This window comes from Streptomyces sp. RKAG293, from assembly GCF_023701745.1.
Taxonomy (GTDB): Bacteria; Actinomycetota; Actinomycetes; order Streptomycetales; family Streptomycetaceae; genus Actinacidiphila.
Genome location: NZ_JAJOZB010000001.1, coordinates 7,270,966 through 7,282,203, shown reverse-complemented (window position 1 = coordinate 7,282,203; position 11,238 = coordinate 7,270,966). Strand labels below are relative to the sequence as shown.

Below are 11,238 nucleotides of genomic sequence, written 5' to 3'. Positions count from 1 at the left end.
AGGTCTGCCGTGTGAGCACCTCACCCTGAGACGCCGATGCCCGGTGCAAACACTCCGCACCGGGCATCCCTCCAGGTCATTGCACAGTCGAGGACGACCCCAGGGTCAGGCGCGCCAGCGCCTCACACGGGGACCTTACGGTCGTGCGACGAGCCATCCGCGTTGCCGTCCGTGCCCGAAGCGAGAGCCGCGCCGAGTCCGGCCGCCGAGCCGTCCAGGACGCTGAAGTCGTAAGCGGTCTCGGCGTGGAAGGCCTGGTCGACTCCAGAGGTCTCGTCGCGCGCAACCGCACGGAACCCAACCGTCACATCGACGAACTTCGCGAGGATCCAGGACACGACGAACGAGAACACCATCACCGAGAACGCACCGATGGCCTGCTTGCCGAGCTGTTCCATCCCGCCGACGCCGTTCACGGCCAGCACTCCGACCAGCAGCGTGCCGACGACACCGCCCACGAGGTGGACGCCGACAACATCCAGCGAGTCGTCGAATCCCAGCTTGTACTTCAGGTCGACGGCCCAGGAGCAGAGCACACCCGCGACGACGCCGATGAGGATCGCGCCGAGAGCGTTCACGTTCGCCCCGGAGGGCGTGATGGCCACGAGACCCGCCACCGCTCCAGAGGCGGCGCCCATCGCAGTGAACGTCCCGCGCCGGATCCGCTCGAAGGCCAGCCAGCCGAGCATGGCCGCGCCTGCGGCGACCTGGGTGTTCAGCGCCATGCTTGCGGCCGTGCCGTTGGCTGCGAGAGCCGAACCGGCGTTGAACCCGAACCAGCCGAACCACAGCAGGCCGGCACCCAGCATCACCAGCGGCACACTGTGCGGGCGCATGGTCTCCTGGCGGAAGCCGATGCGCTTGCCGACTACCAAGACCGCGGCCAGGGCACCGACCCCGGCGTTGATGTGGACCGCCGTGCCGCCGGCGAAGTCGATGACCCCGAGCTTGAACAGCCAGCCGTCGGACTGCCACACCCAGTGCGCGACGGGGAAGTAGACCAGCGAGACCCACAAGGTGATGAAGAGCGCCCAGGCACTGAACTTGACGCGGTCGGCGAGGGCGCCGCTCATCAACGCAGGCGTGATGATGGCGAACGCCAGCTGGAACAGGGCGAAGGCGAAGACCGGAATGGTCCCATTGCCCCCCAGCGTCTCCGGGGTGATGTCCTTGAGGCCGATGTGGTCGAAGTTGCCCAGCAGTCCGCCTCCGAGATCGTCACCGAAGGTGAGCGAGTACCCGTAGAGCACCCACAGCACGCTGACGATGCCGAGCGAGACGAAAGACATCATGAGCATGTTGAGGGCGCTCTTCACCCGCACCATGCCGCCGTAGAACAATGCCAGGCCGGGCGTCATCAGCATGACGAGCGCGGCACTGATCAAGACGAACGCGGTATCTGCGCCGTTCACAGCGGGTTTCTCCTAGTGGATCCGACCGCCCCGGACTTCCGGGACGGTGATGTGCAGCTTGCGTGCGGTCCGATAGGACCAAGGCGGACGTGAGAGCCCGCCTCGTGCACAACTGGTGAGGGCAGTCGCCTCACGGCCTGTGAGGACCTGCTTGGAGCACGTGTGGCGGCGCATGCGCGCCGGCCGAAGACGATGCTCGAACAGCCATGTGACCAAGGGCGGGCGGGACTCGACAACCCCTGGCCGCCGACCAGGACAAAGCCTTCGGTCGGACACACGTAAGCCTTCGGCCTGCTGCCCGTTTCGGAGCGAGGTCCGCAGCCGCCGATGACAGATGATGTAGGCCAGTTCCAGTAGGTCCTCACGAAGGTCGGACCGGCTCCGCAGCTGACCCGAGTCATTCGGACTGATGAAGCCGGGCAAACGAGCGCTCTGGGCAGCGTCAGCCCCGGATCAGTCTGCAGCGACGGTGCGGACCAGCCAACCGCACCGGGATTGCTAAACGGACCCACGGTCCGTATGCTCTAAATTATGCGGACTGTCGGTCCGTTTTCATGGTGGGGCGCACTGCCGTGCCGAGCCGTGCTCGCGGAGATCGACCTTCTTGTGACGAACAGCCGCATCCGATGGCCAGGGCCGCTGCGATGTCGAGCAGAACGGACTCCTTGATCATGTCAATCCCGATCACACCCGCAGAGCTCTACCGCCACAGCCTGCGACTGCTGCGCCAGAAGGACCTGCCCGCCTGGCTGGACCTGTGGGATGACGATGGCGTCCTCGAATTCCCCTTCACACCCGAGGGCTGGCCTCATCGCCTCGAAGGCAAGGCCGCGGTCAGCGACTACACACGCCGCTACCCCGACCACGTCCACATGCACGACTTCCCTGACGTGAGGATCCACCAAGGCGCCGACCCCGAAACGATCGTGGTGGATATGCGAGGTGACGGCGGACTGGCGAAAGCCGACAACAGTCCCTTCGGCGTGCCCTATATCGCCGTGGTCAAGGTCAAGGACGGGCTCATCACCTGCTACCGCGCCTACTGGAACCCCCTCGTCGTATCGCAGCCCGGTGTCGACTACGTACAAGAGCCGGGATGACCGCCACCGGCGCCCTCGCCGCTGTGGCCGTACCCACTCTCACCGGCGAACACGTCCTCACTCCCACCGGGCCGAGACCTCCCGACGTTCGCCACCGTGCCGGCCGGCACGAACCACGCCGTCGATCACAGCGCCGGGAACCGCACCCCGGACACCGTCGAGCGCCTCACCGAGCGCCCCGGAGCACATTCCGTGCCTGAGCCGAATGAGAGATGTCATGAAGCAGCTGATGTTCCACGATGATCCGGCATTCTGGTTCGAGACGCTACGGAACCTCGGCCTCGCCGCGTACGGCGGCTCGGACGTCGGCGAAGTCATCGCCACCGTCTCCCGAGTCACTCCCGGCGACTACGACGGCTGGCACGACGCCTGGCTGTCCACTGCCAAGCGCCTGGAGACCGAGGCACGAGCGGCCCACCCCGTCAGCGCACACGACGGGCTGCTGCGGGCCTCCAGTTACTACCGGGCGGCCGAGTTCTTCCTCCACGGGAACCCCGACGACCCGCGCATCGACCACGCCTACGAGCAGAGCGTCGCTTGCTTCCACGACGCCATATCGCACCTTCCTGACGTCACCCCCGTCAAGATCCCCTACGAGGGCGCGATGCTGCGCGGCTATTTCTACCGGGCAGCGGGCGAAGGTCCGAGGCCGGCGTTGGTGATGCACAACGGATTCGACGGCGCCGCAGAGGAGCTTCACTTCGTCGGCGCGCTCGGCGGGCAGGAACGCGGCTACCACGTCCTCACGTTCGACGGCCCTGGACAGCCCGCCGCAATCCATCGGGATGGGCTGGTATTCCGGCCGGACTGGGAGAACGTGATCGGGCCGGTCCTGGACTTCCTCACCCGGGACCCGGGCGTCGACCCCGCTCGCATCGCACTGCTCGGGGTCAGCCTCGGCGGCTACCTCGCGCCCCGCGCGGCCGCCTACGAGTCACGCCTGGCCGCCGTCGTCGCCCTCGACGGAGTCTTCGACGCCGCCTCCGCCCTGACCGCGCACCTCCCGCTGCCACACGAGGAAGCCGTCCGGCGCGCCGCCGCAGAGCACGACGAAGAACTGGATCGCATGCTTGCCCATGCCCGCACGCGGAGCCCGATCCTGCGCTGGGCTTTCGACCACGGCCGCTACGTCACCAGGACCGCGACCGACCGGGAGTTCCTCGCGGAGTACGCCCGCTACACCTTGAGCGACGGCAGTGCGAAGAAGATCACCTGCCCGGTGCTGGTATGCGAGGCGACCGACGACCTTTACTACTCCGCGGCCGTGGAATCCGACCCGCGCAAGCTCTACCGGAACCTCACGGCGCCCAAGACACTCCTGAGTTTCACTGAGGACGAAGGCGCCGACGCCCACTGCCACCCGGGCGCCTTCCGCCTGGCGGTAGCGCGAGTCTTCGACTGGCTCGACGACACGATCTGACCTTGCCGTTCAACGTCCGGTGATCGCCAGGATGTTGAAGGACGAGCCCACCGATCCGCCCACGCGAAGACCACGACCAGGGGTTCCACTGGTCGTGGTCTTCCTCGCCTCCGGATTCCGTCCTGGTAGGCGGCCCTGGGTTCAGGTGCGGGCGGTGCGGGCGGTGACGTTCTCGGTGAGCTGTCGGAGGGTGGCACGGGTGCGCTCGAACGCCTCGGGTTCCAGGCCCATGGCGTCGCCGATCGCGGCGGGGATGGCGCGGGCTCGCTCGCGCAGGGCCGTTCCTGCGTCGGTGAGGGCGATGCGGACCGTGCGCTCGTCATCGGGGCGGCGTTCGCGGCGCAGAAGCCCGTTCGTCTCCAGGCGCTTGAGCAGGGGCGTCAGAGTGCCGTAGTCGAGGTGGAGCGCGGCACCGAGTTCCTTGACCGAGACCTCGTCCTGGTTCCAGAGCACCAGCAGCACGAGGTACTGGGGGTAAGTGAGCCCGAGTTCCTCCAGTAGCGGCCTGTAGAGCCCGGTGACGGCGCGGGAGGCGGCATAGAGGGCGAAGCACATCTGGTCGTCGAGGAGCACGGAGAACCCCGGCTCGGACTGTTGGTCGGGATCATGGCTGGTCACCGGATGAGGGTAGCTCCAAGTGTGGGCGATGTCCACGTGCACATTTAACTTGTGCACGATCTAATCGTAGGCTAGGTTTCGGGCCATCGAGCTGGACCCTGAGCCTCATCCGAAGGAGACACCATGTCCGAGCACGTCACTGCGCCGGTCCTAGAGCCCGCGGCCGCCGCGTTCGCCGAGGCCACCGCCCAGCCCCCGTACCTGTTCGAGATCCCGCCTGCAGACGGCCGCGCGGCGGTGGACGACGTCCAGTCCGGTGAGGTCACCCAGCCGTCGGTGGACGAGGAGTGGATCACTGTCCCCGGCGGTCCGACCGGCAGCGTCAGGGCCCGCATCGTCCGCCCGGCCGGCATCGCCGGAACCCTGCCCGTCGTCCTCTACATCCACGGCGCGGGCTGGGTCTTCGGCAACGCCCATACCCACGACCGCCTGGTGCGCGAACTGGTCGTCGGCGCACGCGCCGCGGTGGTCTTCCCCGAGTACGACCTCTCCCCGGAAGCCCGTTACCCCGTCGCCATCGAGCAGAACTACGCGGTCGCCCAGTGGGTGACCACCCACGGCGCCACCAAGGACCTGGACGGCACCCGTATCGCGGTGGCCGGCGACTCGGTCGGCGGCAACATGAGTGCCGCGCTGACCCTGATGGCGAAGGAGCGCGGCGACGTCAAGCTCCTCCACCAGGTGCTCTTCTACCCGGTGACCGACGCCAGCTTCGACACCCCGTCCTACCGGCAGTTCGCCGAGGGCTACTTCCTGCGCCGAGACGGTATGCAGTGGTTCTGGGACCAGTACACGACCGATGAGACCGAGCGGGCCCAGATCACCGCATCCCCGCTGCGCGCCACGACCGAGCAGCTCACCGGCCTGCCCCCGGCACTGGTCATCACCGGTGAGGCCGACGTGCTGCGCGACGAGGGCGAGGCCTACGCCAACAAGCTCCGCACCGCCGGGGTTGCGGTCACCGCAGTCCGCTACCAGGGCATCATCCACGACTTCGTCATGCTCAACGCACTGCGCGAGACCCATGCCGCCGAGTCCGCCATCAACCTCGCCACCGCCACCCTGCGCCAAGCCCTCGGCGCCAACTGACCATCCGCCGGCCGGCCCGGGCAGCAGCGGGGGCCGCGCGTCGCGGTTGAGGGGCTCGATCTGCCGCATGGGGCCCGTCAACGCCGCCTGCTGATCGCTGAGCTGGGCTTGCCGTTTGGCGGTTCTACCCGCAGGCCACGGCGGCTGGTGCCGCGGCCGGGCCCGGGCGTCCGGGGTTTACGGCCTGTCGCGCAAGTGGATGGGGCCCCTCCAGACCAGTGCCCGCAGACCGGGTCCGCAACCCGGAGAACCGCGGTTCGCGGGGCGGAGGGCCGCCGAAGTTCGACGGAGACGACTACAAGCAGCTGCACGCGGTCGAGTGCGGGATCAACCGGCTCAACAGACACCGGGGCGTCGCTACCCGATAGGCCAAGATCGCCGTCGGCTACGAGGCGACCGTGCTGGTCGCAGCCATCAACGAGTGGCTGCGACCAGCACGGTCGCAAAAGGCCCTAGCCAGGAGCCCTGGGCAAGCCGCCCGCGCGGGTGGCTTGCCCAATCAGGTCGTGCGGGTGGTCAGAAGCCGAACTTCCAGTGCTGGAATCCGCCCCCGTTGAACTCGCGCGCGTAGGCGCCCCCCTGGCGGTTGCTGTCGAGGGCATACAAGCTGTCCGCGCCCGCGAATCGCTTCTCGAGGCTGATGTTCTCCCAGCCGCTGCCAGACGCCTCCCATTGCTGGTAATAGTCCGAGCTGTTGCACGGTTCTGTGTGAACGCCGGAGCGCGATCGGTCCATGGTGAGGCAGCGGTCGGTGCCGACGTTCCTGACGAGGACAATGTCGGAGAAAAACGCATGGCCGAGCCGTTGCGGCTCCCACAGCTGGTTCTTGTTGCTCTTCACAGGAAGGTTGCAGGGCAGGGTGTAGACCGAGCCGCCGGCGTTGCTGTCCAAACAGCGCCCGGTCTCCCAGTTCCGCAGGTAGTTGTTGCCGATGTAGCCGGTGGCGGCGTTCGCGGCCGGGGCCTGGAAGACCGCCACCGCACACAGGGCGGCGGGCACAGCGGCGAGGGCCGCTATGCGGCGAAGCGGACGACGCCCGGTTCCACCCCCGATCCGTCCCGGCGTGCCGGCAGCGGCTTGCGTGTCCGAACCCATGACCTTGTCCACCCTTGACCATCCTTCCGAAGGCGGGCCGCGTGCAACGGCCCGTTCTTTCATGTGCTTGAGGCGCGAGCCCGCCGAGCCTCATCACTGATCAGCGGCGGCGCCAGAGGAGTCATGCAACAAGCGCGGGAGCGCCCCGACAACCCAATGACTGCTGACCGGAGCAAGTCCTTCGGCAAGGCACCTTCAGCCCTTCGGCTGCGGGCGGGGAATGCCGCGGTCCGTCCCCGTCGGAGCCTTCCGGAGCACGCCCAAGCCACACCCGCGTCCACAAAAACGGCTGACAGCGTGTCAAGTACGATGCCATGTTTGAATTCGGAGGATAAAAGACAAGCTGCCACCTTGTGCGTCACGTGGACCCGGCCGCGCCTGCCTTCGCGAGGCGCGGCCGGACGCGGGCCGCCACCCCTGGGAAGCGGCTGCAAATGAGTTCCGGGGCCGCGACCGGCCGAAGACCAAGGAGGACCTGTGGCCAAGCGCCCAGAGCGCGCGGATGCCCTGCGCAACCGAGAAGCCGTCCTGGCTGCCGCCGACGCCCTTTTCGCCACCAGCAGCAGCCCCCACAGCGTGTCGATGGACGACATCGCGACGGCCGCGGGCGTGGGCAAGGGCACCCTCTTCCGCGGCTTCGGCGACCGCGCCGGCCTGATCGGCTCCGTGATCGCCTCCCGCCTCGAACCCCTGCACGAAGCCGTACGGGAAGCACAGGACGCGGCCGGGTCCTCGCCCGAGCAGCGGGTCCTGGAGCTCCTCGATGCCTCGCTGCGCTTCAAGATCGAAAATCGGAACCTGATGGCCCTCGCGGAGGACGTCGGGCTCAGCAGCCCTTACCAGGCCGAGCACTACGGCTGGTGGCACGGGACGCTGCGCACAGAGCTGGATCAGGTACCCGGCGTCCGCGACGCGTCTTTCACGGCGCACGCATTGCTGGCAGCCATCCGCGCCGACCTCGTGACACACCTGATCGACGACGAGAAGATGACACCTGACGGCCTGCGCTCCGCACTCGCGTCCTACATCGACAAAATCCTCGGCTCCGGCTCCGGCTCCGCTTCGCCCGGTGCGCGCAAGGAGGAATGAGGGTCCGGCAGGCGATAGCGCGGCGGGAGCTTGCCGCGTTCGTCCTCGTCGAGGATGGCGAGCATGTCCGCCAAAGGCTGTGCAAGGTCGATGGCCGCCTGCGGTTCAAGAGACAGCAGCCGACCCCAGCAGGCATAGGCATTGCGGGCGGTGCGCAACACGTCAGCTTCGGGGAGGTATTGGGCGGCATGGCAGCGCAACGTCGTCGTGATCAGCAGCTGTGTGGTCTCGCGCAAGTCAGTGCACTGGCAAAGGGTGAGCCACGCTCGGGCAGTGAGGACCGTGACAGCAGCCGGGTGACTTTCCCCGAGCTGCTCTGTCACCGCCGTCTCCAGCCGGTGAGCACGGGCGACAGCGATGGTCAGGTCCCCCGCAGCGCGTGAGGCCCACACCGCCGCCCACGCTTTCCGGTAGGACTCGGGGAGGCAGGCGGGAGCCGGGGGCAGGTGGGCCGGGTCCGGGACTGCGGACGTCTCTGCCAGTGGGTCGGGTTCGGCAGGCAGTGCAGGGCGCTCGGGCACATCGAGCATCGTCCCGTCGGGGTAAATGATCATGTTGAACGGTGCAGATGGCGAGGGCTCGATTCTGAGGGCGCGTAGGGGCCGTCCAGCGAGGGCCGCCCGGATGCGCAGCTCGTCTCGTCCAGCCTCGCGCAACTCGTCCAGGTCCGAGCCGACGGTGATGCGCTTCCCGTCCAGGGTGAGAGCGAGGTGGCCCTCATCGCCGGTATGGATCACCAGGAGACAACACGGTACGGCGGGGGCATGTGCGGGGTCGTACATCCTGCTCCTTTCGGAAGGAAGGCGGCGCTCCAGCGTTCCAGCGGGCGAACTGGCGGGCCTCGGACGGAAACAGGCCTGGTCCCCAGGTGTCGGTTCCAGCGGGAAGCCACAGATGTCGAGTCGCGAACCGCACTGTTACGACGCAGCCAGTCCAGCCGGCCCGCCGTGTCGCACTCGGCACCTCAGACCGTGGCCAGCGCCTCGGTGGCACGTGGTTTGGCAGTGCATAGTGTCGGGGCCCGTACTTCCGGGAAGCAGATCCCTCCGGGCCGTACGCCAGAGCCGTCCCCGCGGCACGCCGACCACCGGCAAGGCAACGCCTTCCCCGTGCTCCCCGGCCGTGTACCGCCGCATGGGCAGCTCGCCCGATGGATGGCGGCCTTCGATCCGGCCATGGTCGTGTGAGCGACTGCAGTTGAGCCACGTGGCTACGGCTGCATCACCGTCGCATCGGCAGTGCCGGTCGCCACCGAGGCGGACGGCGTGGGTGCGGGCATGGGCGGATACGGGGTGTCCGGCTTCACGTGATGAGGCTCAGGCTTTGGCCAACTCGGCCGCTCCGAAAGAGACATTGAAGCGGTCGCACCAGATGGTGACGCTGGTGTAGTCAGCGAGGTTCACATCCGCGGGAATCGTGTAGTTCTGGTCGCCTTTGTTGCCCTTGAGCTTGCCCAGGCTGACGTACTTGCCGTCGTCAAAGACGCTCCAGCCCTCCGCGCCCTTCTTCACGGGCGCATCGGTGAGCCAAACACGAAGTTCAGGACCATTGCTGGTGTCGAGGTTCTCCAGCCGCAGGATCCGGGAGCCATCAGGGAGCCGGATCAGCTTCACCGTGCCCGTGGTGTTGTGCTCGTGACTGATCAGATCGCCTCGCGCCAGCGTCTGCGGTCCCGAAGGCGCTGAAGGCGGATTCGTGGACGCCTGTGTCGGCGAGGAGCCTTTGGGCAGGCCGACCTGGACCGTCGGCAACGCCTCGCTGACTCGCACGTCCAGCCAGAGCTTCCACGGCTGGAACCAGTACAGTCCGACACCCAGCACCACTGCAGCCGTGATCAGCACCCCGGCGACCAGCCGTTTGCGTCTCGCTCTGGCCCTCACTGCTGCTCCGTTTCCGCGATCACTGTTCACCGTCTCATCGCCATTCAATGGGGTACAAAGGCATCCCAGCAGCTTTGCCGGGATGACGGATTCCTTACGAGTGGCTCAGAGGTAGCAGGCCGGACCCACATCGCAACGGTGGCGGCAGGCGCCGTGGGGTCCGACGACTTGCGCAACCGCGCCCGCGTTCAGGGAGCAGGCCTCGCCGGCTCTTTGGCCCCCGGACCCGGTCAGCGGGCGAGATGCGTCGACTCGTCCATCTCGGCCGGTGCCAGTGCGAAGCCGCGCCTGGTCGCCGCCGCGGGCTTCTTGCCGCAGAACGCCGCCTCCAGCGTGCCGCCGAGCGCAGTGTTGGCGACACCGCGGTTCGAGGTATTCGCCAGGGCAGTGAGGGTGCGTCCGCCGTCACGGGTAGAGAACGCATACGTGTAGAACCCCTGCACCGTGCCCGTGTGTCCGTAGACGGAGGTCCCGCACGACAGGTCGTAGCGGCGCAGGCCCAGCCCGTAGAAACGGGTGTTCGTCGCATCGACGGAGGCCATCGTGAGCATCTGGTCCAGTATCGGCCCGGGCACCAGCTTGCCGGTCATCAGCGCGGAGGTGAACGTGTTGAGGTCGGCGGCATTCGAGATCATCGCCCCAGCCGACTGCGCCCAGGACACCGTCTGATCGGTGGAGTCGACCAGCGGCAGCCCGGCCTGGTCGGGGGTCAGGTAGCCACGGACCTGCAGGCCTTCGATCTGCGTGCCCGGGTGCACGTACGAGGTGTTATCGAGCTTCAGAGGCGTGATGATGCGGCGCTCGTACTCCTTGGCCACCGGGTTCCCCGTGACCTTCTCGATGAGCATGCCGACAATCACGAAGTTCGCGTTCGAGTACTGGTAGGAGCCGCCCGGCACAGTCGTACGGGGCTCACTCAGCGAGAGCTTCACCAGCTCGTCGTACGTGAACACCTTGTTCCGGACGGCCTCGAAGCCGGGAACGGTGTCGTGGAACATCGTGTTGGTGTAGTCCGCGAGCCCACTGCGGTGGGTCAGCAGGTGCCGCACGGTGATCCGGTCATCCGGCAGCAGCCCTGGAAGGTAGCGGTTGACTGAAGTGTCCAACTCCATCTTCTTCTCGGCCACCAACTGAAGCAGCACGACCGCCGAGAAGGTCTTCGTGACACTGCCCATACGGAAACGGGCCTTGGTGTCCATGGCCGCGCCCGAAGCAGTGTCCCGGACACCGACCGATGCGTTCCACACGCCGTCACGGCCGCTGATCTGGGCCATCGCACCCGGCGCTCCTGCGGCCCGCGTGTCTTCCAGGGCCTTGGTGAGGGTATCGAGATCAGGCGCGGGAAGGATCGTCGCCGCCTGAGCTCCGGTGGCCGGCACGACGCCCGCCACTGAGATCAAGAGGGCAACGCCGATGGCCCGGCCACGGGTAGAGAATGGAATCACGGGGGAAGTTCCTTGGCTCAGAAGGTGCGGTAACAGAATTTCGCGCAGGGCAGTCGCCCGCCCCAGGGGACCATCGACGGCGAAGGCTCG

Annotated in this window: 10 protein-coding genes; 4 read left to right on the top strand and 6 right to left on the bottom strand. The window is 67.4% G+C overall.

Annotation, left to right across the window (positions count from 1 at the left end; all coding sequences use genetic code 11):
- Positions 1 to 122: 122 nt before the first annotated feature.
- Entirely contained in the window at positions 123 to 1,412 is a 1,290-nt protein-coding gene (locus LNW72_RS32275; RefSeq protein ID WP_250978597.1) for an ammonium transporter, read from the bottom strand.
- 671 nt (positions 1,413 to 2,083) lie between these two features.
- On the opposite strand from LNW72_RS32275, the gene LNW72_RS32270 reads away from it, so the two are divergent.
- Positions 2,084 to 2,512, top strand: a complete 429-nt coding sequence (locus LNW72_RS32270) for a nuclear transport factor 2 family protein (protein WP_250978596.1) — start codon at positions 2,084 to 2,086, stop codon at positions 2,510 to 2,512.
- A 217-nt stretch (positions 2,513 to 2,729) separates the two neighbouring features.
- Positions 2,730 to 3,932 carry an alpha/beta hydrolase gene (locus LNW72_RS32265; RefSeq protein ID WP_250978595.1) on the top strand — a complete coding sequence of 401 codons (1,203 nt, stop codon included), beginning with the start codon at positions 2,730 to 2,732 and terminating at the stop codon, positions 3,930 to 3,932.
- 141 nt (positions 3,933 to 4,073) lie between these two features.
- Here LNW72_RS32265 and LNW72_RS32260 read toward each other — a convergent pair whose 3' ends face one another.
- Positions 4,074 to 4,487, bottom strand: a complete 414-nt coding sequence (locus LNW72_RS32260) for a MarR family transcriptional regulator (RefSeq protein ID WP_250980402.1) — start codon at positions 4,485 to 4,487, stop codon at positions 4,074 to 4,076.
- Positions 4,488 to 4,673: 186 nt separating this feature from the next.
- On the opposite strand from LNW72_RS32260, the gene LNW72_RS32255 reads away from it, so the two are divergent.
- On the top strand, positions 4,674 to 5,639 hold the full coding sequence (locus LNW72_RS32255) for an alpha/beta hydrolase (protein WP_250978594.1): 966 nt from the start codon (positions 4,674 to 4,676) through the stop codon (positions 5,637 to 5,639).
- A 516-nt stretch (positions 5,640 to 6,155) separates the two neighbouring features.
- Here LNW72_RS32255 and LNW72_RS32250 read toward each other — a convergent pair.
- Positions 6,156 to 6,746, bottom strand: coding sequence for a ricin-type beta-trefoil lectin domain protein (locus LNW72_RS32250; RefSeq protein WP_250978593.1), 591 nt, complete (start codon positions 6,744 to 6,746; stop codon positions 6,156 to 6,158).
- A 465-nt stretch (positions 6,747 to 7,211) separates the two neighbouring features.
- On the opposite strand from LNW72_RS32250, the gene LNW72_RS32245 reads away from it, so the two are divergent.
- Positions 7,212 to 7,823 carry a TetR/AcrR family transcriptional regulator gene (locus tag LNW72_RS32245; protein WP_250978592.1) on the top strand — a complete coding sequence of 204 codons (612 nt, stop codon included), beginning with the start codon at positions 7,212 to 7,214 and terminating at the stop codon, positions 7,821 to 7,823.
- On the opposite strand, the gene LNW72_RS32240 is transcribed toward LNW72_RS32245, so the two are convergent.
- The 3 genes from LNW72_RS32240 to LNW72_RS32230 form a co-directional block, all read right to left on the bottom strand.
- Positions 7,757 to 8,605 (bottom strand): hypothetical protein, encoded by an 849-nt coding sequence (locus LNW72_RS32240; protein ID WP_250978591.1) that lies wholly within the window; start codon positions 8,603 to 8,605, stop codon positions 7,757 to 7,759. The two genes, LNW72_RS32245 and LNW72_RS32240, sit on opposite strands and share 67 nt — an antisense overlap.
- A gap of 534 nt (positions 8,606 to 9,139) precedes the next feature.
- A complete protein-coding gene (locus LNW72_RS32235) occupies positions 9,140 to 9,661 on the bottom strand; it encodes a DM13 domain-containing protein (RefSeq protein ID WP_285370937.1) in 522 nt (173 codons plus the stop codon).
- 272 nt (positions 9,662 to 9,933) lie between these two features.
- Complete coding sequence (locus LNW72_RS32230; protein ID WP_308402151.1) at positions 9,934 to 11,145, bottom strand: serine hydrolase domain-containing protein; 1,212 nt, start codon at positions 11,143 to 11,145, stop codon at positions 9,934 to 9,936.
- Between the last annotated feature and the right edge of the window lie 93 nt (positions 11,146 to 11,238).

Excerpts from the sequence above, each read along its gene's own strand:
- LNW72_RS32270 (WP_250978596.1), top strand. The coding sequence starts at position 2,084 with ATGTCAATCCCGATCACACCCGCAGAGCTCTACCGCCACAGCCTGCGA.
- LNW72_RS32265 (WP_250978595.1), top strand. The coding sequence starts at position 2,730 with ATGAAGCAGCTGATGTTCCACGATGATCCGGCATTCTGGTTCGAGACG.
- LNW72_RS32260 (WP_250980402.1), bottom strand. The coding sequence starts at position 4,487 with ATGTGCTTCGCCCTCTATGCCGCCTCCCGCGCCGTCACCGGGCTCTAC.
- LNW72_RS32255 (WP_250978594.1), top strand. The coding sequence starts at position 4,674 with ATGTCCGAGCACGTCACTGCGCCGGTCCTAGAGCCCGCGGCCGCCGCG.
- LNW72_RS32240 (WP_250978591.1), bottom strand. The coding sequence starts at position 8,605 with ATGTACGACCCCGCACATGCCCCCGCCGTACCGTGTTGTCTCCTGGTG.